We start from the raw sequence: 26,115 nt of genomic DNA, 5'->3' as shown, positions 1-26,115 counted from the left end.
ACCGGCCAACTCGTAGACCGTCGATTTTTTTCGAAAAAATTACACATTCTGCTGCTAATTGCGTATCCTATATTTGAAATACAATCGTTTATGGAAAAAAGGTATAGTTGAGTGAATATCGGCCATTTCAAACACCTGGAAACTCATGCTGCAAAGAATACCTCTCCCGCTGTTTCCCCTATACATCTCCCTGGCGATGCTCGCCGTTGCCGCAGCTTCGGTTACGGCAGCGGCTGCACGACCGGTTTCCGACAGCCTGGACATCCGGGCAGCTTTTTTTCAAACCACCCGGATTACCGGTAAAATTACCGACGAATCCGCCCGCCCCATTGCGAACGTGGCCATCCTGATCGCAGGATCCGAGCGCGGTACGGTCACCAACCTGACAGGCTGCTTCGAAATTGCCGATGCGCCCCTGAACGGGACACTCATTATCCAGCATCCTGATTATGAATTACGGCAAATCCCCATTGTCAAATCGACGACTGAATATCTCATTGCGTTAAAAATGAGGCCGCAGGTGCTGGCCATGCGCATGAAAGGTCCATCCAAATTTTCAAAGAAGGAGGTGGAGACAAACCAGGCATATGAAACCGGCTCTTCCCTGCGGCTCGACCGCTGGCCGTATTTCAGGGGATTAACGAAATTTCTTGCCAACAACCTGAAATACCCGCAAGAAGCACTCCAATCGGGTGTACAGGGACCTGTACAGGTTTCTTTCCTGATTGATGAGGACGGTAATATCAGCAGCGGACGGATCATCAAAAGCCCCGGCATTGAACTGGACGATGAAGCGCTGCGGCTTATACGCATTATGCCTAAATGGACGCCCGCTCAAAAAGACGGTAAACCCATCGCCGTTTGGTACACCATCAGCATTCAGTTCGACCCGGAACTGGACAAGCTGCCGCTGAAAGTCAAGGAGGAAGTGCCGAGGCTTTTCAGCAGGAAAATGAAACTGGAACCATGGAAGGCCCCCTTCCTGATCAAAGATGAGCTCGAAAAACTGTTTCGGAACCGAAAAGTCAACTTGTCGGCGCACGAGCCGCCGCAGACAAAACTGTCGGTATATGGCTACGGCGCCAGTCCGGCACCCCTGTACGTTCCATTGCGCCCCAACTTTAAAGTATTACCCTAAAAAAATGCCCGGCATCGCATTAACTATAAATAACCTTTATATATTTATAAAAATACCTTCCTGCTTGTAAAACACGATTGTTCAACCTAACCGGAGCTTGAATGAAAACTTTTACAATCATCCTACTCATGTCGGTAGCAGCGGCTTTTGCAGCGCACGGACAGCAACAGGCCGACGAGGTCTCGAACCAGCAAAAAATTATCCCCCAGCGCACCCGCATTAGCGTACGCGTGCTCGACAAGCACACCTTGCGGCCCATAGAGGCGACGATCATGGTGGTGGGGCAGCGCCCCGAAGACCTCGTTGTTCCAATTTTTGAAGACGGCGTTTACCAGTTTAAAATGTCGGCCAAGGATATGGGCGTTATCTCGATCCACGCCAATGGGTATGAAACCTATTCGGAAATCATAGCGGCCCGCACCCTTCGCCCAACGAAGATTTTTTATTTAACGCCGTTAGAAAATACTGATTCCTGCAAAAAGGAGCCTTTAATATTATCGGAGCTGGATTTGAAAGAGGAAATCGAAACGGTACTGCTGTTTACCCAGAGCGAGCCGTCGATGCTGCCGGAGAGCAATCAGGAGCTGGAAATCCTGGCCGACTACCTTGTAAGGAACACCGTGCCACGGATCGAGCTTTCAGGGCATACCGACGATGTGGGTGATCCGCGGAAAAATCTCCTGCTTTCCTACGACCGCGTGGATGAAGTCAAAAAGTTCCTGCTATCGAAGCGTATCGAGATGGGCCGCATTCGCGGAAGGGCCTTCGGCAGCGGGCTGCCCGTTGCGCCGAACGATTGCGAAGCGAACCGCAGGCTCAACAGACGTGTCGAAATACGCATTGTCCCTTAGAATTTTTCTTTTCAAATTAACTTCCCAAAAAATCCACTGAATGGTGGAGAAATGCGCACTTTTGTGATGCATATTTGTTGTCTAGGGCATAAGAATCCCCAAACAGCGAAATTTACCAGTATTAGAATCGAATATGAAACAAGTAAAAGCCTCCATTTCAGGCATCGAAGGATATGTACCCGACTATATTCTCACAAATGCCGAATTGGAGACACTCGTTGATACCAGCGACGAATGGATCGTGAGCAGGACCGGCATTAAAGAACGCCGCATCCTGAAAGAACCCGGACTCGGAAGCTCGCACATGGGAGCCCGCGCAGTGAAGGGCCTCCTCGAAAAAACCAACACAGATCCCGCTGAAATAGACCTCCTCATTTGCGCCACCATTACCCCCGATTTCGTTTTCCCGAGTACCGCCAACCTCATCTGCGACCAGCTGGGCATCCGCAACATCGGTAGTTTCGATGTGAATGCTGCTTGCTCGGGCTTCATTTACGGCCTCGAACTCGGTGCGCAGTTCATTGAAACCGGCAAATATAAAAAAGTAGTGGTCGTAGGAACCGACAAAATGTCGGCCGTGATGGACTACACCGATCGCCGCACCTGCATTCTGTTCGGTGACGGGGCCGGCGCAGTGCTGCTCGAACCGAACACGGAAGGCTACGGGGTGATCGACACGCTGATCCGCGCCGATGGCGTGGGTTACAACAACCTGGTACAACGCGGAGGCGGCAGCAGATTCCCTGCATCGCATGAAACCGTGGACGCCCGCATGCATTACCTGCACCAGGATGGCCAGCAGGTTTTCAAATCGGCCGTCCGGAATATGGCCGACGTTTCGGCGGAAATGATGGAAAGAAACCACCTGACCCACGACGATGTGGCGTGGCTGGTTCCGCACCAGGCCAACCGCCGCATTATCGAAGCAACGGCCAACCGCATGGGTGTGGGAATGGACAAAGTGATGATGAACATCGCCCACTACGGAAATACCACCGCCGCTACCATTCCACTTTGCTTGTGGGACTACGAGAAGCAACTCAAAAAAGGCGATAACCTGATTTTCTCGGCTTTCGGCGCCGGTTTTACCTGGGCTTCGGCTTATGTAAAATGGGCCTATTAAGAAAAAACCGTCAGGATTGATGAACATTCATCAATCCTGACGGTGAATTATCTGCATAAATCAATCTGTTACGCCGAAAGCGCCATTCTTCCCAATATCTCATGCGTCTCGCGGATGCGGCGGCGCGCGATGGGGATCACCTTACCGCAGCTGAGGTGAATGTAGTCAGGCCAGCGGGATGCGATGTGGCGGGCATTGATGCTGTATGATTTGTGAATACGTAAAAAATCGCTGCTAAGCTCATCCTGTACTTCTTTCAGACATTTCGAAACCAGGTGCTTTTCATGCCGGGTGTACACAAATGTGTAGTTTCCGACACCTTCCAGGCAAGTAATATCGCTGGATTTAACGGAGATCGCTTTCCCGAACTTGTAAACAGTAATCGTAGGGACGTTCTTGATTTCGCCGGCGCCGCCCGACGGAGCGCCGCCCGACGGACCGCCGCCCGAAGACATGACGGACAGGTTTGGCATGGGTGAAAGGACAGAGTGATTTTTCATGGATTGATCTGGCAATTGGTTATTTACTTTCATGGCTAAAATTTGATGGACTTTTATGGCTAACAGATGCTTGGCCTTGTTGTGATACAAATGTGGTACAAGAACAGCCCCTGGCAAACAGCGACCCGGTTGAATTGTAACTTTTACCTCATGAATACGCTAAATCGCCGGGTAAACTGAAACTGCCATTTGCTCATTTACCAATGCCTTTTAATGGCTTAAATCAGATTAGGCAATGTTTTGCGACGATTTGGGCCATAAATACGACGGTTAATCCCTCCCCGTTTCCGATTGGATTGCCCCCGCTTTATTTTTGCATGAAATGAAAATGCGTGCAAATGATCCTTGAAAGCTATCTGGCAAAAATCGGCCGCAAGCCGGTCGGTGTGACCACGTCGGTGCTGGTATTGGCCGGGGTGACTTTGCTGGCCGGCCTGGGACTTTGGCAGGAGCGCTATTTTTCAGATTCACGGCTATTTCTAGCCGGCAGTGCCATCAATATGTTCTTGATATGGGCTGCTTACCGCATCGATGTCGCACTTTCACCGAAGGTAACCAGCCTCCTCCCGGACATGGATCAGTCCATTTACCGCGTGGCCCTGTGGTTCGGTGTTTATGGTGTGGTGAATGTGGCGTTCTTCTGGGTTGCATTGCCGGCGTATCACCAAATCGGGCTCATTGGTGCTGGTTTTGATCTCTTCTGGGCGCTGCGCGTGAGCTTCTTTATACTGAGCGGCTCGCTCATAGCGGCGGGGCTGACCGAGCTTGCCTATGCGTTCCGGCAATGGCGGACCAACCAGAACGAGGTGGAGCAAATGCAGGAAAAGCAGCTGCAAACCGAACTGGAAGCGGTCAAGCAGCAGGTTAACCCTCATTTTCTTTTCAATTGCCTCAATTCGCTCTCGGTACTAATCACCGACGCGCCGGGTACTGCGGAGAAATTCGTGGATGAAATGTCGAAAGTGTATCGCTACCAACTGAGTGTGAACGGCCCCGACAAAGAGGATATTCTGGTGACGCTCGACTCGGAGCTGCGTTTTATCAAATCTTACATTTACCTCCTCGAAACACGGTTCGAAAACGGGATCAGCATTACGCTCGACTTGAAGGAGGTGTTCCTAAGCGGGCAAATGGTGCCGCTCACGTTTCAGATACTGATCGACCACGCCATTCATTACAATATGGTGTCTTCTGCACGCCCGCTGCACATCAGCATTGCCACCACCGAAACCGGCCAGCTGGAATTCCGGCACAACCGCCAGCCGAAAATGCTCACGATGCCCCCCGATACGCCAGGGATACACGTGCTGATCAACCGGTACAAATTCTTGTTCAACCGCGCCGGAGCGGTTCAGCTGAAAGAAGACGACCACGAATTTGCTATCATCCTGCCTCTGATATTCACATGACCCCGACCTTCATTTACAACGGAATCGGCCGGCAGATATGGCTGAGCCTTTTCGGCAGGTGGATTTTCGCATTGCTCGTGCCCTGGTTTGTGCCTACGATCAGCTATCTGCTCATCGGCGAGCCCTATCTGGCGAGCATGTACAACTTCGCAGGCGGCACACTGATGATCTTCCTCATGACGATCCTCGCATTCGTTCCGCACGACTGGGCAGCGCGGTACATTGCCATGAAATACCCTTCGTTTGATTCGTCGGTCAAACGGAGCGCTCTCACAGCCCTTGCATTCTGGATTCTGACGTTCGTTTTTGTGACGTCCTATATGGTTTTTATCATGCATTTCAGGCCTTTCGAAGCGCAGCTCGACGCCCGAATGATGGTGAATGTCTATATTTTCGAGTTCGTGGCGGTGCTTCTGCTGACGGGCCTTTATGAAATCAATTACTCATTAAATAAATGGAAAACCTTGCAAATTAATAAGGAAGCGCTCCGGCGCGCGGGTATGCAGGGACAGTTGCAGAGCTTGAAAAGCCAGGTTAACCCGCATTTTTTGTTCAACAGCCTCAATACCCTTTCCGCGCTGATCGCCGACGAACCCAGGCGGGCCGAGCAGTTTGTGGATGAAATGGCTAAGGTTTACCGCTATCTGCTTCAAACCAACCAGAATGAATTGACGACGCTTTCGGCCGAAATCCGCTTCATCAGCTCCTATTACCACCTGCTGCGCACGCGGTACGACATCGGTTTCGACCTGGTAATCGAAGTCAATGATGGGGATTTGGATAAAAAAATACCGCCGCTAACCTTGCAGCTGCTACTCGAAAACGCCGTCAAGCACAATAGCATCCTGGAAACCAACCCCTTGCGGGTATCAATCCGCTCTGTGGGCGAAGACCTGCTCGAAATCAGTAATAACCGGCTGATCAAATCGACGCCGGTGAAGTCGACGCGTCTTGGGTTGGCCAACATTATGGCTAAATACGAACTGCTTTCCGAGCGTACGCCCATGATCGACGACGGGGATCAGTTCTTCAAAGTTACCCTGCCGTTGATCACGCCGAAAACCACAAATGCATGAATATATTAATTGTTGAAGACGAAAAACTGGCCGTCCGCAAGCTGACCAAGTTACTGGAAGAAACTGCACCGGAGTTCGAAGTGCGCGGCATTACGCCCAGCATTGCAGCGACTGTGGAATGGATTACCGCAAACCGGGCGAACGGCCAGCCGGAGCCGGACATCATCTTTCTGGATATCGAGCTCGCCGACGGGCAAAGTTTTGAGATATTCAACCGTGTTCAGATTCAGAGTACCGTCATTTTCACCACGTCCTATGATGAATATGCGTTGCAGGCGTTCAAAGTGAACAGCATCGATTATTTACTTAAACCCGTGCAGCAGGAAGATCTCCAACGCGCGATCCGCAAGTATTACGACCTTGTAGCCCCCGGAAAAGCCAATCCCGCAGCCGCACCGCAGCTGTACCTGGAAGCTATTTTGAAGAGCCTGCATTTGCAATCGCCTGTACCCGAGTACCGAAAGCGGTTCCTCGTTAAACAAGGCGCCCGCCTGCTATCGATCGAAACGTCGGAAATTGCCTACTTCTACATTGACAATGGCCTGACATTTTTCAAAAATCACCTGGGACAGAAATTTGTAGTGGACTACAAAATGGATGAACTCGACGAGTTTCTCGATCCCGACCGCTTTTTCCGGGTCAACCGCGCGCTCATTGTCACGCACCAGGCCGTGGCGCAAATGCAGGCATACTATAATCACCGGCTGGCGCTGACGCTGCACCCGGCACTCGACAAGGAAACGATCGTAAGCCGCGAACGCGCCCACGATTTCAAGGTCTGGATGGGAAAATAGGAGGTTTTAGAACGAAAGCATGGCGTACTGACCGGCAAGCTCGGGATAATGCACGGTAATCACTTCCTGCAACTGCGCCCGCGCACGTGCGTATTGCGAGCGCACGGTAGCCTCGTTGATTTCCAGCATGGCAGCAATCTCTTTATGGCTGTAACCGTCGACGGCATACATGAGAAACACCGTTTTATAGATCGGTTTCAATTCGTGAATGAGCTGCATGATTTCGCCTGCGGTGATTTCGGAAACCGCGTCGTCGGCAATGCCCGGCTCGGGGATTTCATCGAACGCCGTGCGGGCAGCATAGTGCTTTTTGTTCCTTCTGAAATAGCTGATCGCATTGTTGACCATCACCGTCCGCAGCCACGCCTTGAAAGGTTGTTCGGGATCATACCTTTCCAGATTATTGAAGACCTTGAAAAACCCTTCATTGAGCACTTCCTCCGCTTCTTCCGGCGAATAGGTATACCGAAGGCAAATGCTTTTGGCATAACCGAAGTACTTTTTGAACAAAATATGCTGAGCCTGACTGTTCCCCGCAATGCACGCCGCGATCACCGAGCGGAAGTCGTTCGGATCGAAAATGATTTTATTCAGGAATTTGAGCATAGTTTCTTACTTTTCAATGGATCATTCTGCGGGTCTACCTGTCGTTGCCGGGACTCCCATCGGGGACTCCCAATACAAAGAGAATTAATGTAACCCGCGAATAAAAACCCCTTGGACGGAGAGCCCGAAAGTATAGCTGAATGGGCCATTTTGGCCGATAAACCGGCCGGGCGAAAAGGCGTTCCGGCGGACTTGTCGGCCTGTCGCCAAAGAGTGGCCCTTTAACCGGCAAAAACCGCGATACGTCGAAACACCTTTTGGGCATTGTTAAATACCGCGGTTTGCCTGCTATTTTTACGGCAATGACGAGAGAAAACACAAAAGGCGGCGTAGTGGTCGCGATGCATTTGCTTGCATGGGCTTTGCTCGGCTTTGTGCTTGTATTTTACCAGCCATTGTCGTGGGGCGTGAGCCTGCCTGCCGTATTTTGGGTAAAACAAATCCTGAATTTCGGTCTGCTGGTAGCGCTGTTCTACTTCAACTCCCATTACCTTGTCCCGAATTACCTGCTGAAAAACAGGATTTTCATATTCATCCTGTGTGTGATCGCATTGGTCGTACTCATGTTGGCAGTCAGCAAAATAGCCGACCAGCAACTTGAAATCCGCCGGCATATGGAGCACATTATGCCCCGTCCCAGGCACCGCGGTGGCCCTCCCAAGCCCCGGCACATCATCGACGCTATCCTGCTGATGACCACACTTCTGGTGATCGGTGTGAGTACGAGCATGGCCGTCATCCAGCGCTGGCAAGCCGACGCACGCCTGCGCGACGCGGTGGAGAAGCAGAACATTACTTCCGAGCTCGCGTTGTTGAAGGCCCAGATCAACCCGCATTTCTTCTTCAATACACTCAATAACATATACGCGTTGTCGTACACCAACGTCGAGGAATCGCGCGAGGCCACGCTTACGCTCTCGCGCATGATGCGTTACCTGCTCTACGAAACGCAGCAGGACGTGGCCCCGCTCAGCCGCGAGTTCGCGTTTATCGACGACTACATCGAACTGATGAAACTGCGCGTACAGAGCAGCAGCAATGTGCAATACACCCGCGACGAGCCGGTGCCCGACTACCCCATCGCCCCGATGTTGTTGCTGCCGTTCATTGAAAATGCATTCAAACATGGGATCAATGCTTCGCAGCAATCGGAAATTAGTATCCACGCCGGACTATCGAACGGTGCATTGAAGCTCCACGTAGAAAACCATATTTTCCCGGCGCAGAACGTGGCAGGAGCCGAAAGCGGCGGCATCGGCCTGAGCAATACGCGCCGTCGTCTCGACCTTTTGTATCCCGGGAAGCACCGCCTGGAAATCCATACCGACGAACGGGCGAACACTTATACCGTAGACCTGACCATCAACCTGACGTAAACCAAACCCACCATGACCCTGAATTGCATTACCGTCGACGACGAACCGCTCGCATTGGGCCTCGTGAGCTCATTTGTGGAGCAAACGCCATTCCTGCATTTGCACGGCCGGTATATCAATGCGCTGGACGCGCTGGAAGTGATCACGAAGGAGGATATCCATTTGGTTTACCTGGATATTCAAATGCCTGAGCTCACCGGCATGGAACTGGCCAAAGTGCTCAGCCAGGCGCCGGATACGAAAACCCGTATCGTGTTTACGACGGCTTACAACCAGTTTGCCGTGCAGGGATATGAGGTGGATGCCCTGGGCTATCTGCTCAAACCATTCGGCTATAACCAGTTCCTGGCGACGGCCATGAAGGCCAGAAAATACTTCGAAAACCTGCGTGAAGGTTCGAACGAACCCGAACTCGATTCGAGTGAAAATTACCTGTTCGTCAAATCGGATTACAAGCTGGTACGTATCGATTTCGACGCCATTCTCTTCATCGAGTCATTCAAGGATTACGTCAAAATCCACCAGGCCAACGGCAGCCCGGTGGTTTCGCATAGCAGCCTCAAAGCGATTGAAGAAAAGCTGCCGTCCGGCAAATTCATCCGCATTCACCGCTCGTTCATAGTGGCCGTGGGAAAGGTAGATTCCATCAGCAAAAGCGCGGTGCATATTGGCAGCGTGGATATTCCGGTCGGCGATCTTTATAAAGATGCATTTAAGGAACTGCTGGCTAAATGGCAATAATGCATTTCAAAACTTGTGCGTAAAAGCCAACGCCACACCCGACTTGCCATAGGCATCCGGGAAACTGCGAATGTCCCAGACAGAGCGTCTTTCAACCTGCTTTTTATGTGCGGCAATATTCCAAATGCTCATTCCGATTGTGAGTGATCCAACGGCCATATTCAGCATTGAAACGCTACGCTGGGAATTGTTACCGTAGTTCGTAGTCCGTATCATTCCGCTGCCGTCCGCTTTCTTCTTATACCCGATTATGCCCATGGTGATCTGGCCTGTGCCCCCGATGATACCGAGCGCGGGCGCGCCGCCACGCATCGATCCCGTGGCAACCTGAATGCCGTTCACGACCGTCGATGCAACATTCACGCCCATGAGCAAGGTGGAGGAGATAGCGTAGGACGGTTTCACGTTATTGACGTTCTGAGTGGCTCCTGGTGCGTACTGCGGCTGTATCATGGCACATTCTTCTTTGCTCAATCCGCTTCCGGCGATCCACTCGTCTACTTTACGGTCATTCATTTCCAGGATTGTGTCATACTTATGCCTGCTGTTGATATCTTCGGCCGCAGCCCTTCCGGCCGTTTGTTCAATGAGATAGCCCACCGCGCAAATAGTGCCGTTCTGATCGATGAAGCAAGGTTTGCGCTCGTTACGCTCATAGTTCTTCGGAAACAAGCCCGCCGACCGGTAATCACGCAAAAGGTCGAGCAAATGCATCCGCTTGCTGCGCATTTGGGCTGATAGCTGCGATACATCGCGCTTTCTCAGTTCTTTTTCCGTATATTCGAGATGCGCGGCAATACGAACCTGGTCGTCAGTATCCGCATTCGGAATCGTCCCATACTTCTTTTCGAAGCTAACGTCGCCGATGATCGGGTTGATAGTCCCGTCCGTGCTCCGGCGCTCCGTCCACACGCACAGGAACAAAAGTATGGCAAAAGCAGTGGTAACAAATGTCTTCATGGCAGCTGTATTTAATAGTGGTCACATTCGCTTGCATAGACAAGAATCCGCGTGGGTTGCGTTGCATTCACTCCTTCCCCTAGCCGTGGACTTCAAAACGCTACGCCGGTCGTTACCTGTACCATCCGCACCTTTGGCAACTTATATTCCGAGCCCGTACCCGGATCCAGGACACTTTCCCTTTTCTTCAAGTTATCCAGGACGCGAACGGTGATCGGGATCGTTACTTTACCCATGTCGATCTGTACACCAGCACCTGCTAATGCATTGAATCGGTTTCCTTCAAAATTTGCGTCGGTTCTTTTTATTTCAAAAGGGTAGCATCCGCCATCGCGGCAATCCAACCCCGATCCTCCGACGGATGAATGTCTCCATACATTCCAGCTCGCCCCGATTTCTGCGAACGGCCTGATCTTGCCATCCGTAATCGTGTAGCGGACGAGCATTGGGAGATTGGCGTACTGCGTTCTCCACTTAAATTCCATATAATACCCTGTGCCGTATGTCCCCGACTTAGAGTTATTTCTAATCGCGATAAAGTTAGGCTGCAAACGCAATGACCACCCTCTGCGATAGTTTTGAAAGTTGTAGCCGATATCGAAACCTGCCATTGGACTTTTATTCGCCTTATAAGAACCGTTTGGAGAATAAGTTATGAGGTGGAGCCCACCCATAACACCAAAATGCCATCGCGGGGAGCTATCAGCCGATTGCCCATGCACAAAGTTCTGAAGGAAGAAAATTAAAAAGACGGAGAGGGAAAGTCTTTTCATGGCTATGCAGTCTGGTTGTAACCTATTGACACATAAATGTAAATATTTATTGCATTAGAACAGAGCAGATTATACTTTTTCAATAAAAAATATAAGTAAGGAATCGGATAGTGATGCACCGTTGGTAATGATATGCAAGTACCGGGAATGCGAAAATACCGGTTGGCATGTAACAGCAAAACACCGGTAATCTGCCGTTACATGCCCGGAGGCACTGACGAACGCGTGCGGTTACTTTCCCTATCTCCATTTACATGCCGGTCGGCATTTGGCGTTGAACCGTGATATTAATTTGAATGCTTTAACCAATCAAATAATTCAAACGTGGAATCCAAAATTAACCAAATCACCCCTTTGCTTTTGGTAGGCGATCTCGAACGCGCCATTACATTCTATGTGGAGCAGCTGGGCTTCGCGCTTACATTCCGCTATGAAGATTTCTACGCGGGCATTGAAATGAATGGGAACGTTATTCATTTGAAAACGGATTACAAGTGGACAGATAAACCCGAACGCCGGAACAACGACGACATCGATCTATTGTTTTCGGTCGATAATGTGGAAGCGGTATTTGAAGAAATCTCGAAAAAGCACATCGAAATCGTGCAGCCGCTGCGGGAAATGCCTTACGGAAAAGAGTTTTACATCGCCGATCCCGACGGGCATGTGCTTGCGTTTGTAGCGGCTGCTTAGTGAATACTCACAAAGAAAACCCTGCTGTTACTTGCACCAATTTGGTTCTCAGGTTGGAAGGGACCTGGGTAAGGCCCAGGTCGTCGGAAACTTTTGGTTTCAGGAAAGTATCGACAAGTCGTACACTGAGCGGGATGGTGATTTTCCCTGCGTCCATCTCTACGCCCACACCTGCAAGAATGCCTACTTTGTCTTTACTGGCTACATTTTGAATGCTTTGTCCGCCGCTTACTTCGTTGCAAGATATAATGCCGCAGATCGATTCAACATAGTATCTACCATCCTTCCTGCCATCGGTTTCCGTCTTTTTAAAAGTGGAGAAACCGGGCTGAAAATGCAACGAAGGGCCGGATTTGCGATCTTCAAAATAGTAGCCTAGATCCGCAGCAACGACCAGCCCCGAGGCCGACTGCATTTTGCCGTTATCATATATTTTCCCTGCCACAGGAAGCCCCGCCAACACGCCGAATCTCCACGGTCTGTCCGGCTTGGCCGTCTGGCCATGCACGTGCCCGGTTAAAATAACGAGGCACAAGAAGCTGTAAAATGTCTTCATGAGATTGGTTTTATTTGTAACCATAAGACATTTCAATAAAGATATTGGTTGTGCGGTAACAATCAGATAGAGCACTTTTTTAGCATTAGCTACCCGCCACAATACAAAAAGGGCGCCCTCTTTCGAAGACGCCCAGCACCTTTCAATGGCAGCCTAATGCTGCGCCGCGAACGGTGCCACTTCTGCAAGTAGTCCTTCCAATCGGGCAATTTCGACGGCGGCAAGCGGTGCCAGCGGATTTCTCAAACCACCCGCTTCCATTCCCAGTATTTCGAGCCCTGCTGCGACAGTTCTTGGCAAACCTTTCGAGGTGATGAATTCCAGCAACTCCTGCTGACGATAGAAAATGGCCCGTGCATTAGTGAGGTCATTCGCCTGAATTGCATTGTACAAGGCCAGATTCAGCTCCGGGATCAGGTTCGGGGCAGCGGTGCACCAGCCTACCGCACCGGCCGAAAATGCCGCCAGGGCCAAGGGGTTGGAGCCGTTGAAAAACGCTACTTCCTCTCCTAGCGCGCGCCGGAGGTAATGCATCCGCTGCACATCGCCGGTGCTTTCCTTGATCATCGTCACATTCGGGATTTCGAGCAGGCGTTTCAGCAACGCGGGCGACATGTCGATACCGCCCGTGGCCGGGTTGTTATAGGCCATGATGGGAACGGAAATGGCTTCGGCCACTTTGCGGTAGTGCGCGAAGATCTCATCGTCGGTCAGTTTCCAGTAACTCATCGGGATGATCATTACCGCCGCCGCACCAGCCTTTTCGGCGAAGCGTGCGTGGTAAACGGTTCGCTCGGTGGTGAGGTTGGAGACACCCACCACAATGGGTACCCGGCCGGCGACTACTTCAACCGTCGCTTCAACAACTGCTTCTTTTTCCTGGTCGTTCAGGTAGGGCAATACGCCGGTACTTCCCAGCGGCGCTATGGCATGTGACCCGGATGTTACCAGCCTGCCGGTGAGTTTTTTAAACAAACCAATATCCACTTTTTCCTCCGCATCGAACGGCGTAATGGGGTAGGCAATGACGCCTCTCAAAGTTTTCAATTTGCTCATCAAGATTATAACATTTTGTATTTCAAATACTTAACACTAGTGCATTAACCTACTTAAAGATCGCGACCTTCTTCCTCACGTAGCGCTACGCCCAGGTTTTGGAGCTGCGGCGCATTCTCGCAAGCCAGGTAGCGGGCCGGCTCGGTATCGCTCAGGTTCTGGTGACGGTGCCATGCCCAACTCGGAATGTAAACCGCGTCGCCGGCCTGCCATTCCACACGTTCCCCTTCTACTTCGGTGTAGCCCTTTCCTTCGAGCACATACAACACAGTTTCATAGGTGTGGCGGTGACGGTTGGTGAGCTGGCCGGGCAACAGGCCGCCGACCGTCATGCTTATATTTTTCGTCGGCAGATCCACGAAGAATACCGGGTGCTTCCTTTCGGTCGAAAACTGGTTATGCTCGCCGGCTTGCTCCACGTTGCGGTGAATGAGTTTTACAGGCTTCACATACACGGGACGCGCGAAGGTCTGGTGAAAATCTTTGGAGCTGAATTGCTGTGTTTTTGCTTCCATGGTTCATAAATTTTTGCTTGTTGCTGCATGATTGCGATACAAAACAACCGTATCTTTGGACTAGCTTACTGGTTCAGAATTTACAAAAACAAGTAGTCCAGATGTTGAGACCCTGGGAGCTCGTCATACCGCTCGACCGCGGGGAGGAAAAGGCCGTGTACATGCAGATCGCCGATGCGGTGATTGCCGCTATTCAGAGCGGGAAACTTGTCGCGGGCAGTATTTTGCCCGGAAGCCGCCAGCTCGCCACGCAACTGAACGTGAACCGTAACACGATCGTGGAGGCGCTGGACGTACTCATGGCCGAGGGCTGGCTGGTGTCGAAAGAACGGCGTGGGATATTTGTAGCGGATGTGCAGCCGGTGGCTTCGTCGGAAGCGTCATTGGTCAGCAAGTCAGGTATTGTCAGGGAGTTGGAGTTGAAGCCTTTGGTTGTATTCGATGACGGCCTGCCCGACAGCGCTTTGGCGCCTATCGACGAGCTGGCACGGGCATACCGGCAGATTTTCGCACGAAAAGGACGTTGGCAAATGATGGGCTACCGGCACGAGGCGGGCGATCCCGAGTTCCGCGAGGCCATTGCCCAAATGTTGAACTACAAAAGGAGCATGCGCCTCTCGGCCGACGAGGTGTTCATCACCCGCGGCAGCCAGATGGCGATGTTCCTCACGGCACACGCATTGTTGAAACCCGGCGACCATGTCCTGATCGAAAATCCTGGTTATAAGCCTGCCTGGGAGGCCTTCGCACACGCAGGCGCGAGCCTGCTGCCCGTGAATGTAGACGCGCACGGGATCGTGATCGATGAAATCAGGGAATATCTGAAACAATGTCCCGGCATCAAGGCAGTGTACATTACCCCGCACCACCAGTTTCCGACGACGGTCACGCTCAGCCTGCGGCGCCGGATGGAGCTTGTTGCGTTGTCCAACGAGCACGGTTTCATGATTATCGAAGACGATTATGACCATGAATTTCATTTCAATCCGCGCCCGGTAATGCCCGTAAGCAGCCTCGACCAGGCGCGTAACTACGTGTACATCGGCACGATGAGCAAGATTGTGGCACCTGCATTGCGGATCGGTTACCTTGCGTCTTGTGCCTCGGTTGTCGACAAGGTTACGAGCCTTCGCAAGATCATCGACGTGCAGGGCGATTATATGATGGAGCAGGCTGTTTTCCAGCTGATCCGCAACGGTGAAATCCGCAGGCATTTGAAAAGAACAACATCTCTTTACAAATCCAAAAGGGATCATTTCGAAAAACTGCTGCTGCAATACCTGGCCGATAAAGTGGATTTCGTGAAACCGGAAGGTGGGCTCGCATTCTGGATCATACCTAGAAAACCGGTTGACCTGGTGCAGCTGGCCAGCACATTAAAACATAGAGGCATTGCATTAATTTCACCCGACACCTTTTGTTACAAAGGCTTTGCCAACGGACTCCGGCTCGGGTATGCGTCGCTTTCGGAGGAACAAATGCAGGAAGGCATACAGGCCATTGCAGCCAACTGGCCGACCTAAGCTAACCTGACCAGCCTGACAAAACCTGACCACACCTGACCACACCTGACCAAACCACCATTCCAACAAACAACTATCACCCCAAAACTTCAACACACGCCAAAATGATCAAGCAAATATTCGAATTCAAAAAGACCGACCGCAAATGGCACATCCCCGTGCTGGCGGGCCTGTGTGTGGGCATCCCCATCCTGGGCGGGTACTTCACGGGCACCATGGCGGGCGGGAAACTGGCATCGATGTCGGCGCTGGTGATATTGTACGTGCATACTTTCAGCATTTCGGGCGGAATGGTAACGCTCATGACCTGCTCGTTCGGAATGATGCTGTCCTTTCTGGTGGGAGCCATTTTCGGGTTCAATCCGTATATCGGCGCATTGGCGCTGGGACTGTTCGCGATGGGCGTGCATTTGGCATTGTTTTACCTGAAAATGAACCGGCCGCCTGGCAATTTCTTCTTTATCATGATTGCCTCCGTGGCCCTTTGCATGCCTTTTGACTGGCAAAAAATACCGTCCAATATCGGCTATATCGGTATCGGAACGGTCATTTCCTGTCTTTTGGGCCTGGGCTATACCTTGCTGGTGGTGAAGAACAATACCGACGCCCCGTTACATGCAAAAAGCAAGTATGTGAACCTGGTCGAATCGGCAACTTTCGGGTTTATGGTCGGGTTTTCGTTGCTGATCGCCCATTTGCTGAGACTTGAAAACCCCTATTGGGTACCCACTTCCTGCGCGGCGGTGATGCAGGGCGCGAGTACCCAGCACATCTGGCAAAGGGGGTTGCAGCGCGTGCTGGGTACCTTAATCGGCCTGGGAATAGCTTGGATGTTGCTTTTAATGCATCCTACCCCGCTGATGATCTGTGTAAGTATCATCATGTTGCAGGTAATTGTTGAATTTCTGGTGGTCAGGAATTATGCGGTGGCGGCTATTTTCATCACCGTACTCACCATTTTCCTGGCCGAATCGGGCAGCAACCTGTCCGTCAGTCCAAACGGACTCATTGCCGCCCGCTTTATCGATATCCTCATCGGAAGCATCATCGGCGCACTCGGAGGCTGGATCCTGTACAACGAACACGTCCACTGGCTAGCCACCCGACAGATACGGAAGACCAGGATAGCCCTGGGGCGGAAAAAGGGAGTTTGACGGCCGGCGGTCGGCGGTCCATGGTCGGCCGCAGGCCCCCCTACCCCAACTCCTCCAACACCTTTTCCAAGAGCGCTTTGGTCTGCCGGATGCCTTCGTCGTTGGTAGGCTTGGTCGTATCCCCGCCCATATCGCGCATCAGGCCGCCTTCGTATTCAATCCCGACAATACCATTGTTCCAGCCTGAATCCTTGATGATTTTGAAGATTTTGATGAAATCCGTTTCCGGATCGTTCCCGTTCGCATCAAACTGATGGGTTTTAGCACTAATGCCTCTTGCATAAGGCATCATTTTACGCACGCCGTCGTATTTGTCGTGCTCTTTCACACATTTGGTCGCCATAAAACCCTTGATATCCAGCGTTTCGGGCTTGCTCCTTTCCGCACAAAAATTCCCAAAATCGGGCAGCAGGCCCTTGTTCGGTGCTTTTAACTGCTTCATAACGCCTACCAGCCAGTCGGGATCCGTGGAAACCCCGAAGTGATTCTCGACGATCACATTCAAACCCGCCTTACCTGCGTATTCAAGCAACTTGCCGTAGCCGTCCACCGCGGCGGTGGCGAGCTGTGCAGGCGTACCTTCTTCCTTTTTGCCCGACATCATGGCCATGGCATCGCCCAGGTTCACCCGGATCGACGTGCAGCCTAGGAACTTGGCCGCATCTACCCACGGATAATGCGCCTCCACGGCCTTCATGCGCGCGGCGTTATCCAGAGCAGTGAGGTTTTCGCCGTCGACCATAATAAGGTGGTTCTTCATACCCAGGTCGTCGCAGCGCTTTTTCAGCTCGCTGAGGTAAGCCTGGTCCTTATGTTTGTTATTGAAAAATCCGGAGACGTATTCCAATATCGTAATGTCATAATCATTCTTTGCGCGGGCGGGGAAATCCATGTTGGTCATCTTACCGCTGAAAAGCTCCGACGCGAACGAAAATTCCGCCAGCGAAATGTCAAAACTGAATTTGCCCGCCGGCGCGGCAGCGGTCGGTGCACCGATTAAAGTATCGATTGAAACAAAGCCAAGCCCGGCGGTAGCAAGCCCGAGTTGGCCCAGAAATTGACGACGTGAATTGTTCATGAGTAGATTAGTTAGTATTGAAAATCATTTTGAAACAAATGTGACCGAGAACGGGACAAACAAGGCACCTTTTGCAGTGTCGTTTTTAAATACAAAATACAGGTCGCGGGGGCCGCTTTGAGGAGAAATGGGTACGCGGAATGGTTTCGGCGGAGTTTTGGAAGTAAATGCACTCGCATCGTCGGTAGGTGGTATCCATTCGGTTTTCCCCAGCAAAGCGCCATCGGACGAGCCGTCGTGTACCTCCACAATGCCTCCTTGTGCATTCAGCTGGTCCTTTGGCGCGGCCACCACCATATCAAGCACGGTAATGTCCGTCAGATCAACGCTTTTGAAAATGGCATGGGTATTGGGCTGCGTGACGATCAGCAGGTTATTCTCACCCATTTTGAAGCGCATAATGTTCTTGGAAGCATCATCGGCATTGCCGAAAAGCAACGTCGGGTTCTTCAAAACGAGCGTTTTCTCGGTCGTTTGGGCGGGCATTCCATTTGCGCCTTTGTCGGTATAGCTCGCTATGAACTTGTAAATACCTTTGCCGGCATCGCCGCCGTCGGGGATTTTGGCTATCACCTCCCCTGCCGGTGGCAGCATTTGTGCAGCCTGTTTTTCATCGGCGAGACTCAGAATGTACTTCACCATCTGCCCGGCCTCGGGCAGGCCGATGGACGGGTGAGCCGACATGGCCGTTTCACCCCAAACACCCGCGCCGCCTTTGATGATCTTGTCCGAAAGCGACGCCACCGCGTTGCCGTCCGCCTTGTACTTCGCGGCAACATCTTTAAATGCCGGGCCGATTGACTTTTTGTCAACAAAATGGCAGGCTTTGCAATCGCTTTTTTCAATCAAAGTCTTCCCTGCGGTGAACGTCACCGGCGCTTCCTGATGCCCGCCTGCATTAGCCGCCTGCTTGTCGTCCGCATCCTGGTAAGCGGCAGTAATCTTCACTTTGGACGCGGCAATCGTATTTTTTTCCAGACTTCCATCCTCGTGGTCCGACACATTTACTTTGTATTGAATGGGTTTATCAGGAAAGAAAAAGGTCTTGTTCCCTCCTGTCAGTTCCAGCGAAACCTGTGGTGGTTCATTGCCTGCCTGGACAGTCAGGCTTTGCGAGTCTTTCAGCCCTTTAGAATCCGTTACCGTGAGCAAAACCTTGTAAATGCCCTTCTTTTTGAAAGTATAGGCAGGGTTTGGCTCATTCAAAACAACCGGTGCTCCGCCGCTTGCCAGGGTGATCTTCCATTGATATTGCAAAGTATCTTTATCAAAATCTTCGGTACCTGCCGATGAAAACTGCGCCTTGAATGGCACCGCACCCGCCTTTTTGTCGACCGCCGCCGCCACCGCCGGCTTGCGGTTACCGCCATTGTACTCGATCCGCACCAGCTTCGACTCCGGGTTACCCATAAACCAGCCCTGTCCGTATTCGAGAATGTACAAATCGCCATTCGGGCCAAACGCCATATCGATCGGATGTTCCAGTTTCAGGTTCGGCAGGAAGCGCTCCATTTTCACGTAATCTCCTTTCGGACTGAGCGTTACCGCCATAATCCAGTCGCGCATCCACTCGTAGATGAACAACTTCTTGTCATAATAGGCAGGGAACGCGCGTTTTGCCTCTTTGAACTGATCGGCATAGTAAACCGGCCCGGCCATAGCGCTGCGCCCGCCCGAACCGAGCAGTGGGAAGCGCTTGGTCTCCGCGGCAGTGTACCAGATCAATGCCTTTTGCGCGGGTGGCAGCTCCGTCAGCCCGGTATTGTTCGGTGAATTATTGACCGGCTTTTCGGGGTTAAATTTCTCGCCCGACTGCTTGGTCTCGAAATTAAAGTCCCAATAGGCCTTGTTATCACCCACAAAATAGGGCCAGCCATAATTTCCCGCCTTGCGTGCCTGCCCGAACTCGTCCTCCGCCGCAGGCCCCAGGCCGGTAGAATCCTTACCCGCATCCGGCCCGACATCGCCCCAATAGAGATAGCCGTTCCTCCGGTCCACCGAAATGCGGTAGGGGTTCCGGTGCCCCATTGTATAAATTTCCGGCCTGGTTTTGGGATCGTAAGCGCCCGAGGCATTTTTCGGGAACAGGTTACCTTCGGGGATCGTATACGTTCCGTCGGCCTCCGGGTGAATGCGGATGATCTTCCCGCGCAAATCGGCCGTGTTCGACGACGACTTTTGCGCGTCGAACGGGCTTCGGCCCGGCCGCTCGTCGATAGGCGCATACCCGTCCGACGCACGCGGGCTGGTATTGTCGCCGGTCGAGAGGTAGAGATTACCCTGTGCATCCCAGTCGATCGAGCCGCCGGTGTGGCAACAGTTATCGCGCTGCACGGGAATGCGCAGGATCACCTTTTTGGAAGCCAAGTCGAGCGCATTGCCTTTCAGCTCGTACCGCGCGAGGATGTTTTCAGGCGTGCTGCCGGCCGGTGAATAGAAGAAGTAGATCCAATGATTTTTGTTAAAGTTGGGATCGATATTGACACCCAGCAGACCGTCCTCCGCCTCGGAATCATCACTATACTTGGTACTGACGGGTATGGTGGCGATCACCGTCGTCTTTTTAGACACGGGGCTGTACAACTTCACTGTGCCGTGCCGCTCGATAAACAGCACGCGTTCATCGGGAAGTACTGTCAGTTCCAATGGCTCGTTGAGGTTCTCCGTCAGGACGACCTTCCGAAACCGGTTTTCCTCAGGTACCTGCGCATGGGCAAGCGAAGCGCACAACAGCAGGGAGAAAAGTGTAGAGGTTTTGTTCATGAAGCAATTGTTGTTAAGTAGGTTTGTTAGGAAAGCAAACAGCAGTAGAAATTATTTTCTAAAAAATTGAATTTTATCAATCCAAAACATGGATACAATGATAAAGAAAATTTTCTTTGTGTAAAATTTACGCATTGAAAATTTTTCTCATTGTCAGCTTATTACCGATGGAGCACAATTTGAAGGAGTTTTTTGACAAGGCATTGAAGGAGGTTTCGCTCGACTGCACGGTGTTCGGGTTTCATGAAGGCGAGCTAAAAGTGTTGCTGCTGCGCTGGAAAGGCACCGATGGGTGGAGCCTGCCGGGAGGGCATATCCTGCTCGACGAGTCGGCCGACGACGCGGCGAACCGCATTCTCACCCAACGCACCGGCCTGAACGACGTGTACCTGCAACAATTTCACACGTTCGGTAATGTGAACCGATACACCTACCACCCGGAAAATGAACTGCTCGAAAAACTGGAAGCGACATTCGGGAAGGGCTTTTTCGACGGCATTATCTTCCGCCGCGTCGTATCCATTGGCTATTACGCCCTCGTGGAATTCGACCAGGTGCAACCCACGCCCGACTGGTTTACCGACGAATGCCGCTGGTGGTCCCTGGCCGATGTCCCTAACCTGCTCTTCGACCACAACGAAATGATCGACCGCGCCCTGAAAGCCCTCCGCCAGCACACCCGCAACCACCCGATCGGCTACAATCTCCTCCCGGAGAAATTTACCATGCCCGAACTTCAACGCCTCTACGAAACCATCCTCGACCGCCAGTTCGACCGCCGGAATTTTCAGAAACTGCTCATGAGCTACGACATCCTCGAACGCCTGGACGAAAAACGCGTCGGAGCAGCGAATAAGTCCCCGTATTTGTACCGATTTGTGAAAGAGAAATACGACCAGGCAGGGGCAGTTGGGATTTCGTTTTCGATGTGAGGTTTTTTTGGAAGGAGGAAAGGGAGGCCCGCGTAGGGAGGAAGTTATTGCAGAAATTCTTTGGGTATAGGATTGTTGGCGAGAAAAATTTTCATTTCAGCCGCTTTTTTGGAAAGTGTCTTTTCTCCATTAGTTGTCAGCGTATTCGGTACTTGATTGCCCGATTTCATATTTTGGGTATCCTCTACGGCTCTTTTCATTGGGATCATATGTAATTGGTATTTGAAAGTTAATGATTTACTTCCTTCTTAACAAAAATGCGTCGAAGTTGGTCTGTCTATTGAAAACCTTCCAGGTACCAGACCATCCATGAGGCCATTGCCCGATTATCTGCCGATCATCGTCACGCTTGGCTATGAACCCTAAAATGTAGTATTCTCTTGCGAGCCAGTCGAGATGCTTACCGATACTCATGCGATACTTGCGGTTACGAGTAGGATTCTCACCAGGCAGCGTCCTTCCAGTTGCGATTATACTAGCCTTCTCTCTTGTTCCTACAAATTCAATCACTGCGAATCCCACTGTTGCCAATATCTTATCCATATCTCCGTTCCGGAGCAGTTCGCTATCGTTGATGCTTCCGAATAGTGCATCCCAAAAGCCAAATTATACACATCGTCGCCAACTTGTTCGAAAACAATTCGCATTTCGAAAACACCTCGTCGCCCATCGCTGAAAAATTGGTATTCGTCGCTAGAAGTTTTGCAGATCGGATAATTTTCGGAATTCATATGAATACTATAAAAATTCAAATATTAATAAGAAATGGTGCTGTCCAGCTAACAGCGCCATTCTCAGCTATTGTCCAAATGTTATCTCTCTTTGTCCACCTCCAACTTCTGAAAGAAAAACACCAGCTCCCGAAACGACAGAAAAATCTCCCCGATACGCGGATTGCACCCCGCCTCCTTTTGAAATGCCATATGGTCGCTGTAAATGATCCAAAGGTCCTCGATCCATTCGGATGCGGTGCTTTGGCTTAATAGTTCTTTGACGCCCCTGCCATAGGTGAGGCAAATGGAATCCTCGGATGCAGAAGTCGTTGTTGATGGTTTCATATATGTTTTAGGTTTGGGGATGCCCTGCGTTAAGGTGTCCTAACGTCATATACAACGCCCGGAGCTTTCGCTGGATCCGCACCATCGCAGGGCAATTTCTTCAATAATTCAAAGTATATGTTAAAGGAGGGCACAAAATCAGAAAGAGATGATTTAAATGCAATATGTGTGTGCCACGGATGTACAAACGGCTACCAACCAATTTTCAAACGCCCGGAAAACTGCATATTTCCCTGTTGTTCCGTACCTACGGCACTTCCCGATTGGGGGTAATCCATTTCCTTTCTACCAATATTACGTCCCTAACGGGACTTGGCTTTTGTCAGTGAAAGACGCATTTGCAGCACCGGCATAGTGATGTGCAAATATTCTGGAATCCCGCTAGGGGTGTAACATTGGTAGTAGTCAAAGTCCTATTCCTAACGAACAAAAAGTGCCGTAGGCACGCAACAGCAAAGCAACGGTCTCCGCAAGCATCCACCCATTCCTCATTCCTCCCTTGACTTTCTGCGTTATCCATCTCCCTTTCCTCCATCCTCCCTTCTCCCCTAAACAAAACAGTAACATTCCAGAACTCCCACCTTTTACCGACAACATCCTAAACCAACCACCAATGACACAATCGACCAACCGCCGCGAATTCCTTAAAACAGCCGGGCTTACGACACTCGGACTGACGGTTTTACCCAATCTGATCACGCGTGCTGCGCCCAGCGATCGTGTGCGTATAGCACATATCGGTTTGGGAGGGATGGGAAACAACCATATGAAATGGTTTGCAGACCTGCCCGACGCGGAGATTGTCGCACTTTGCGATGTGGATGAGCTGCATTTAGGCGAGACGAAGCAACGGCTGGAAGCCATGAAACCGGGCATTAAGGTGGATACTTATGGTGATTTCCGACGCATTCTCGAAAGGAAGGATATCGATGCCATTACCGTAGCAACACCCGACCACTGGCATGCGCAGATCGCGACGCTGGCGTTTCAGGCCGGGAAGGATGTGTATGGTGAAAAACCGCTTTCGTATTGTATGAAGGAAGGTAAAATGATGCTCAAACAGCTCGAAAAACACGATCGCGTGTTCCAGATGGGCAACCAGATCCATGCGGGTGATAATTTCCACCGGGTTGTAGAGCTGATCCAATCGGGAGCGATCGGTAAGGTGCATACGGTCCGGCTCTGGAAAAAACCAAGTACCAAGGAATTGGGCTCGCCGACCGTTCAGCCGGTCCCCAGGACTTTGAACTGGGATATGTGGCTCGGCCCGGCGCCATTTACCGAATATATTCCCGAAAAATGTCACTTCACTTACCGTTATTTCCTCGATTATTCGGGCGGCGAGTTCGCCGATTTCTGGTGCCATATCGCCGATGTGATGTATTCGGCGATCCACCCGACGGGCCTGAGGAAAATCAACGCACGGGGTACCGCATACGCAGGTATAGCCGACGCGCCGAAAACGCTGGATGTGGATTATGAATTCGATGGTTTGAAAGTGTATTGGTCGTCCAACCCGCCCAATGTGCCCGGCGCTGCCGACCGCGGCATTGGGGCATTCTTCGAAGGCGATAAAGGAACGCTTATCTGCGATTACGGCACGCGCGAACTGACGATCAACGGAGAGAAAATAACGGACATCGCGTCCGTCCCGATTACCAACCCACGCTCACCCGGGCACCAGCAGAACTTCATCGATTGCGTGAAATCCCGCAAACAACCCGAATCCAACCTCGCCTACGCACGCGAGTTGACGATCCCGATGCATTTGGGGCTGATTTCCTATCGCCTGAAACGCGAACTGACCTGGAATCCAAAGAAAGAGAAGTTCACCGGCGACAAAGAGGCCAACCGGCTGCTATCCCGCAAGCCGAGAAAAGAATGGGATCTCACCTGATGTAACCATAGTTAGCTTTTTTTGTATATTCACAAGAAACAACCAGCTAACGCCATGAAACACATTCTGTTGACCATGTTCCTTGCCAGCAGTCTGCTGTTCGGCTGCAAGGATTCGTCCGCCCCTGTAAGTGACATGCCCGCCATTCGAAGCATTTCATTCGAGGGCTTACCTGATGAAAATGTGACCTTCGACGCCGCCAATTCGGTGATTACCGTTCGAATGCCGGCGGTGTTGAAAGGCGGTTTGAAGCCGGTTATGAAACTGACGGACGGAGCACAGCCTATCGGCCTGCTTCCCGATGGAACCGTGGATATTTCTGCCTTTTGCGCGTGCAGCAAGCCGTCACAAGACGTTTTCTTCCGGATTAGTAACCAAACGAAAACTGCTACCTACCGGCTGAACATTGTTGCTACGGGCCCGCTGGCGCCACAGGACATTTATGAAGAAACGACCTTTTCGCTGAAAACCGGCGTCTTGAAAATGAGTTTACCGGTCCGAAACCTCTACGATAACCACCGCATCGATCAAATTTCGTTCAAGGGCGAGGACGGTAAAAGCGGCGCCTGGGTATATGCCGATGGCGCCTGCCTCACGGGCTGCCGTGGCGAAGAGCCAAATCGTATCGCGATCACGTTGTATTCCCCCATTGACCGGGAACTCAAACCCGGAAAGTATCAGATAGAAATGAAGGGGTTGAAATTTCCGCAGAAATTGATTGTCGTGGAATAGCCGCTTCTGTCTCGCATATGCCGATGAGTACTCATGATTAGTCCAATAATGCGTTTATTTAACGCGTTAGCAGGAATTTAATGCTTTTGGCAGGGGTTGTAGAAGTCAGGTTGTCATACTGAAAAACAAAGTGTGCAACCATACTTTACTTCATCCAACAAATGCAGAAATTCATCCTATTACTCGTTATCACTGGCATTTCCTTCTCAGCCACGGCCCAAACCAAATGGAAACAGATCGCCGAAGAGGAGCAAATCCGTATTTTTTCTTCGGCAGTGCCCGAATCCAAAATCAAGGCCATTAAGGTCGATTGCGTGGTGGACGCCTCGCTTGCTCAGATGGTGTCGCTGCTGCTGGACGTAGAGGCCGGTACCCAATGGGTTTACAAAACCAAGTCGTGCACGCTCGTCAAGCGGGTCTCTCCCACCGATTTGTACTATCACTCCGAAATAAGCCTGCCGTGGCCGCTGGATAACCGTGATTTTGTGGCACACCTGGTTGCGCGACAGGATCCGGCTACCAAAACCGTGACGATCGACGGCCCGGTGGTCGCTGGAATGGTACCCAAAAAGAAAAACGTCGTGAGGGTAAGTGACTCAAAGGGCCGGTGGGTACTTACGCCGCTCGCTGGCAAGGTGCGCATCGAGTACATGCTGCACACAGACCCCGGCGGGTATCTGCCTGCCTGGGCCGTGAACGCATTCGCGGCCGAGGGGCCTATGGAGACATTTAAAAGTATGAAACAGCAGCTCAAATTGCCGAAATATAGAAATGCCTCCCTTACATTTATAACCAATTAGCAGGGTTATAC

The 26,115-nt window shown here is 51.4% G+C and carries 26 protein-coding genes and 1 pseudogene; 15 read left to right on the top strand and 12 right to left on the bottom strand.

The window, feature by feature from the left end; genetic code table 11:
- Nucleotides 1–145: 145 nt before the first annotated feature.
- The 3 genes from J2Y43_RS19105 (at nt 146) to J2Y43_RS19095 (ending at nt 3,112) form a co-directional block, all read left to right on the top strand.
- Nucleotides 146–1,138 (top strand): TonB family protein, encoded by a 993-nt coding sequence (locus J2Y43_RS19105; protein ID WP_309985698.1) that lies wholly within the window; start codon nt 146–148, stop codon nt 1,136–1,138.
- A gap of 101 nt (nt 1,139–1,239) precedes the next feature.
- The gene (locus J2Y43_RS19100; RefSeq protein WP_309985695.1) at nt 1,240–1,989 is read left to right on the top strand and encodes an OmpA family protein; all 750 of its coding nucleotides are present in this window, start codon (nt 1,240–1,242) and stop codon (nt 1,987–1,989) included.
- Nucleotides 1,990–2,122: 133 nt separating this feature from the next.
- Entirely contained in the window at nt 2,123–3,112 is a 990-nt protein-coding gene (locus J2Y43_RS19095) for a beta-ketoacyl-ACP synthase III (protein ID WP_223407598.1), read from the top strand.
- A 68-nt stretch (nt 3,113–3,180) separates the two neighbouring features.
- Here the strand turns inward: J2Y43_RS19095 and J2Y43_RS19090 are convergent, their stop codons facing one another.
- Complete coding sequence (locus J2Y43_RS19090; protein WP_309985692.1) at nt 3,181–3,612, bottom strand: LytTR family DNA-binding domain-containing protein; 432 nt, start codon at nt 3,610–3,612, stop codon at nt 3,181–3,183.
- Between the two features lie 338 nt (nt 3,613–3,950).
- Here J2Y43_RS19090 and J2Y43_RS19085 point away from each other — a divergent pair, with 338 nt between their 5' ends.
- From J2Y43_RS19085 to J2Y43_RS19075, 3 genes are read left to right on the top strand one after another with little or no spacing between them, the layout of a single operon-like run.
- Nucleotides 3,951–5,021, top strand: a complete 1,071-nt coding sequence (locus J2Y43_RS19085) for a histidine kinase (RefSeq protein WP_309985690.1) — start codon at nt 3,951–3,953, stop codon at nt 5,019–5,021.
- Entirely contained in the window at nt 5,018–6,097 is a 1,080-nt protein-coding gene (locus J2Y43_RS19080; protein ID WP_309985687.1) for a histidine kinase, read from the top strand. Before J2Y43_RS19085 ends, J2Y43_RS19080 begins: the two co-directional genes overlap by 4 nt.
- Nucleotides 6,094–6,891: a LytTR family DNA-binding domain-containing protein gene (locus J2Y43_RS19075; protein WP_309985685.1), complete on the top strand. Its 798-nt coding sequence runs from the start codon at nt 6,094–6,096 to the stop codon at nt 6,889–6,891. The genes J2Y43_RS19080 and J2Y43_RS19075 overlap by 4 nt, the downstream gene beginning before the upstream one ends.
- A gap of 6 nt (nt 6,892–6,897) precedes the next feature.
- On the opposite strand, the gene J2Y43_RS19070 is transcribed toward J2Y43_RS19075, so the two are convergent.
- On the bottom strand, nt 6,898–7,497 hold the full coding sequence (locus J2Y43_RS19070) for an RNA polymerase sigma factor (RefSeq protein ID WP_309985681.1): 600 nt from the start codon (nt 7,495–7,497) through the stop codon (nt 6,898–6,900).
- A 302-nt stretch (nt 7,498–7,799) separates the two neighbouring features.
- Between J2Y43_RS19070 and J2Y43_RS19065 the strand changes: the two genes are divergently transcribed.
- Nucleotides 7,800–8,873 (top strand): histidine kinase, encoded by a 1,074-nt coding sequence (locus tag J2Y43_RS19065; RefSeq protein WP_309985678.1) that lies wholly within the window; start codon nt 7,800–7,802, stop codon nt 8,871–8,873.
- A 12-nt stretch (nt 8,874–8,885) separates the two neighbouring features.
- Nucleotides 8,886–9,614, top strand: coding sequence for a LytTR family DNA-binding domain-containing protein (locus J2Y43_RS19060; RefSeq protein WP_309985675.1), 729 nt, complete (start codon nt 8,886–8,888; stop codon nt 9,612–9,614).
- 6 nt (nt 9,615–9,620) lie between these two features.
- On the opposite strand, the gene J2Y43_RS19055 is transcribed toward J2Y43_RS19060, so the two are convergent.
- Nucleotides 9,621–10,574, bottom strand: coding sequence for a hypothetical protein (locus tag J2Y43_RS19055; RefSeq protein ID WP_309985672.1), 954 nt, complete (start codon nt 10,572–10,574; stop codon nt 9,621–9,623).
- Nucleotides 10,575–10,666: 92 nt separating this feature from the next.
- A complete protein-coding gene (locus tag J2Y43_RS19050) occupies nt 10,667–11,347 on the bottom strand; it encodes an outer membrane beta-barrel protein (protein ID WP_309985670.1) in 681 nt (226 codons plus the stop codon).
- 324 nt (nt 11,348–11,671) lie between these two features.
- Between J2Y43_RS19050 and J2Y43_RS19045 the strand changes: the two genes are divergently transcribed.
- Nucleotides 11,672–12,040 (top strand): VOC family protein, encoded by a 369-nt coding sequence (locus tag J2Y43_RS19045; RefSeq protein ID WP_309985667.1) that lies wholly within the window; start codon nt 11,672–11,674, stop codon nt 12,038–12,040.
- 7 nt (nt 12,041–12,047) lie between these two features.
- Here the strand turns inward: J2Y43_RS19045 and J2Y43_RS19040 are convergent, their stop codons facing one another.
- The 3 genes from J2Y43_RS19040 to J2Y43_RS19030 all read right to left on the bottom strand — a co-directional run bounded on the left by J2Y43_RS19040 (nt 12,048) and on the right by J2Y43_RS19030 (nt 14,167).
- Entirely contained in the window at nt 12,048–12,596 is a 549-nt protein-coding gene (locus J2Y43_RS19040; protein WP_309985664.1) for a hypothetical protein, read from the bottom strand.
- Between the two features lie 153 nt (nt 12,597–12,749).
- Nucleotides 12,750–13,652, bottom strand: coding sequence for a dihydrodipicolinate synthase family protein (locus J2Y43_RS19035; RefSeq protein ID WP_309985661.1), 903 nt, complete (start codon nt 13,650–13,652; stop codon nt 12,750–12,752).
- A gap of 53 nt (nt 13,653–13,705) precedes the next feature.
- Nucleotides 13,706–14,167 (bottom strand): cupin domain-containing protein, encoded by a 462-nt coding sequence (locus tag J2Y43_RS19030; RefSeq protein WP_309985658.1) that lies wholly within the window; start codon nt 14,165–14,167, stop codon nt 13,706–13,708.
- Between the two features lie 101 nt (nt 14,168–14,268).
- Here J2Y43_RS19030 and J2Y43_RS19025 point away from each other — a divergent pair, with 101 nt between their 5' ends.
- Together J2Y43_RS19025 and J2Y43_RS19020 are read left to right on the top strand one after the other, a co-directional pair.
- Entirely contained in the window at nt 14,269–15,690 is a 1,422-nt protein-coding gene (locus J2Y43_RS19025; protein ID WP_309985655.1) for a PLP-dependent aminotransferase family protein, read from the top strand.
- Nucleotides 15,691–15,794: 104 nt separating this feature from the next.
- Entirely contained in the window at nt 15,795–16,844 is a 1,050-nt protein-coding gene (locus J2Y43_RS19020) for an FUSC family protein (RefSeq protein WP_309985652.1), read from the top strand.
- 40 nt (nt 16,845–16,884) lie between these two features.
- Here the strand turns inward: J2Y43_RS19020 and J2Y43_RS19015 are convergent, their stop codons facing one another.
- Nucleotides 16,885–17,922 (bottom strand): TIM barrel protein, encoded by a 1,038-nt coding sequence (locus J2Y43_RS19015; protein WP_309985649.1) that lies wholly within the window; start codon nt 17,920–17,922, stop codon nt 16,885–16,887.
- A gap of 24 nt (nt 17,923–17,946) precedes the next feature.
- Nucleotides 17,947–20,685, bottom strand: coding sequence for a PQQ-dependent sugar dehydrogenase (locus tag J2Y43_RS19010; protein WP_309985647.1), 2,739 nt, complete (start codon nt 20,683–20,685; stop codon nt 17,947–17,949).
- A 167-nt stretch (nt 20,686–20,852) separates the two neighbouring features.
- On the opposite strand from J2Y43_RS19010, the gene J2Y43_RS19005 reads away from it, so the two are divergent.
- Nucleotides 20,853–21,617, top strand: a complete 765-nt coding sequence (locus J2Y43_RS19005; protein ID WP_309985644.1) for an NrtR DNA-binding winged helix domain-containing protein — start codon at nt 20,853–20,855, stop codon at nt 21,615–21,617.
- Between the two features lie 44 nt (nt 21,618–21,661).
- Here the strand turns inward: J2Y43_RS19005 and J2Y43_RS19000 are convergent, their stop codons facing one another.
- The 3 genes and pseudogenes from J2Y43_RS19000 to J2Y43_RS18995 all read right to left on the bottom strand — a co-directional run bounded on the left by J2Y43_RS19000 (nt 21,662) and on the right by J2Y43_RS18995 (nt 22,675).
- Complete coding sequence (locus tag J2Y43_RS19000) at nt 21,662–21,817, bottom strand: hypothetical protein (protein WP_309985641.1); 156 nt, start codon at nt 21,815–21,817, stop codon at nt 21,662–21,664.
- 37 nt (nt 21,818–21,854) lie between these two features.
- Nucleotides 21,855–22,348 (bottom strand): annotated as a pseudogene (locus J2Y43_RS33630) (DUF6934 family protein).
- A gap of 81 nt (nt 22,349–22,429) precedes the next feature.
- Complete coding sequence (locus J2Y43_RS18995) at nt 22,430–22,675, bottom strand: hypothetical protein (RefSeq protein ID WP_309985638.1); 246 nt, start codon at nt 22,673–22,675, stop codon at nt 22,430–22,432.
- A 613-nt stretch (nt 22,676–23,288) separates the two neighbouring features.
- Here J2Y43_RS18995 and J2Y43_RS18990 point away from each other — a divergent pair.
- The 3 genes from J2Y43_RS18990 (at nt 23,289) to J2Y43_RS18980 (ending at nt 26,104) form a co-directional block, all read left to right on the top strand.
- Entirely contained in the window at nt 23,289–24,572 is a 1,284-nt protein-coding gene (locus tag J2Y43_RS18990) for a Gfo/Idh/MocA family oxidoreductase (protein ID WP_309985635.1), read from the top strand.
- A gap of 54 nt (nt 24,573–24,626) precedes the next feature.
- A complete protein-coding gene (locus tag J2Y43_RS18985) occupies nt 24,627–25,304 on the top strand; it encodes a hypothetical protein (RefSeq protein ID WP_309985632.1) in 678 nt (225 codons plus the stop codon).
- A 161-nt stretch (nt 25,305–25,465) separates the two neighbouring features.
- Entirely contained in the window at nt 25,466–26,104 is a 639-nt protein-coding gene (locus tag J2Y43_RS18980; RefSeq protein ID WP_309985628.1) for an START domain-containing protein, read from the top strand.
- Nucleotides 26,105–26,115: the final 11 nt, after the last annotated feature.

Source organism: Dyadobacter sp. BE31, from assembly GCF_031457695.1.
Lineage (GTDB): Bacteria > Bacteroidota > Bacteroidia > Cytophagales > Spirosomataceae > Dyadobacter.
This window is presented reverse-complemented; position numbering and strand designations above follow the sequence as displayed.

What these genes read in the sequence shown, in the direction of transcription:
- J2Y43_RS19035 (WP_309985661.1), bottom strand. Translation starts at nt 13,652, where the DNA reads ATGAGCAAATTGAAAACTTTGAGAGGCGTCATTGCCTACCCCATTACG.
- J2Y43_RS18995 (WP_309985638.1), bottom strand. Translation starts at nt 22,675, where the DNA reads ATGAAACCATCAACAACGACTTCTGCATCCGAGGATTCCATTTGCCTC.
- J2Y43_RS19065 (WP_309985678.1), top strand. Translation starts at nt 7,800, where the DNA reads ATGACGAGAGAAAACACAAAAGGCGGCGTAGTGGTCGCGATGCATTTG.
- J2Y43_RS19105 (WP_309985698.1), top strand. Translation starts at nt 146, where the DNA reads ATGCTGCAAAGAATACCTCTCCCGCTGTTTCCCCTATACATCTCCCTG.
- J2Y43_RS19005 (WP_309985644.1), top strand. Translation starts at nt 20,853, where the DNA reads ATGGAGCACAATTTGAAGGAGTTTTTTGACAAGGCATTGAAGGAGGTT.
- J2Y43_RS19000 (WP_309985641.1), bottom strand. Translation starts at nt 21,817, where the DNA reads ATGAAAAGAGCCGTAGAGGATACCCAAAATATGAAATCGGGCAATCAA.
- J2Y43_RS19070 (WP_309985681.1), bottom strand. Translation starts at nt 7,497, where the DNA reads ATGCTCAAATTCCTGAATAAAATCATTTTCGATCCGAACGACTTCCGC.
- J2Y43_RS19090 (WP_309985692.1), bottom strand. Translation starts at nt 3,612, where the DNA reads ATGAAAAATCACTCTGTCCTTTCACCCATGCCAAACCTGTCCGTCATG.
- J2Y43_RS19020 (WP_309985652.1), top strand. Translation starts at nt 15,795, where the DNA reads ATGATCAAGCAAATATTCGAATTCAAAAAGACCGACCGCAAATGGCAC.
- J2Y43_RS19095 (WP_223407598.1), top strand. Translation starts at nt 2,123, where the DNA reads ATGAAACAAGTAAAAGCCTCCATTTCAGGCATCGAAGGATATGTACCC.
- J2Y43_RS19075 (WP_309985685.1), top strand. Translation starts at nt 6,094, where the DNA reads ATGAATATATTAATTGTTGAAGACGAAAAACTGGCCGTCCGCAAGCTG.
- J2Y43_RS19060 (WP_309985675.1), top strand. Translation starts at nt 8,886, where the DNA reads ATGACCCTGAATTGCATTACCGTCGACGACGAACCGCTCGCATTGGGC.
- J2Y43_RS19050 (WP_309985670.1), bottom strand. Translation starts at nt 11,347, where the DNA reads ATGAAAAGACTTTCCCTCTCCGTCTTTTTAATTTTCTTCCTTCAGAAC.
- J2Y43_RS19055 (WP_309985672.1), bottom strand. Translation starts at nt 10,574, where the DNA reads ATGAAGACATTTGTTACCACTGCTTTTGCCATACTTTTGTTCCTGTGC.
- J2Y43_RS18985 (WP_309985632.1), top strand. Translation starts at nt 24,627, where the DNA reads ATGAAACACATTCTGTTGACCATGTTCCTTGCCAGCAGTCTGCTGTTC.
- J2Y43_RS19010 (WP_309985647.1), bottom strand. Translation starts at nt 20,685, where the DNA reads ATGAACAAAACCTCTACACTTTTCTCCCTGCTGTTGTGCGCTTCGCTT.
- J2Y43_RS19040 (WP_309985664.1), bottom strand. Translation starts at nt 12,596, where the DNA reads ATGAAGACATTTTACAGCTTCTTGTGCCTCGTTATTTTAACCGGGCAC.
- J2Y43_RS19025 (WP_309985655.1), top strand. Translation starts at nt 14,269, where the DNA reads ATGTTGAGACCCTGGGAGCTCGTCATACCGCTCGACCGCGGGGAGGAA.
- J2Y43_RS19085 (WP_309985690.1), top strand. Translation starts at nt 3,951, where the DNA reads ATGATCCTTGAAAGCTATCTGGCAAAAATCGGCCGCAAGCCGGTCGGT.
- J2Y43_RS19100 (WP_309985695.1), top strand. Translation starts at nt 1,240, where the DNA reads ATGAAAACTTTTACAATCATCCTACTCATGTCGGTAGCAGCGGCTTTT.
- J2Y43_RS18980 (WP_309985628.1), top strand. Translation starts at nt 25,466, where the DNA reads ATGCAGAAATTCATCCTATTACTCGTTATCACTGGCATTTCCTTCTCA.
- J2Y43_RS19080 (WP_309985687.1), top strand. Translation starts at nt 5,018, where the DNA reads ATGACCCCGACCTTCATTTACAACGGAATCGGCCGGCAGATATGGCTG.
- J2Y43_RS19015 (WP_309985649.1), bottom strand. Translation starts at nt 17,922, where the DNA reads ATGAACAATTCACGTCGTCAATTTCTGGGCCAACTCGGGCTTGCTACC.
- J2Y43_RS19030 (WP_309985658.1), bottom strand. Translation starts at nt 14,167, where the DNA reads ATGGAAGCAAAAACACAGCAATTCAGCTCCAAAGATTTTCACCAGACC.
- J2Y43_RS18990 (WP_309985635.1), top strand. Translation starts at nt 23,289, where the DNA reads ATGACACAATCGACCAACCGCCGCGAATTCCTTAAAACAGCCGGGCTT.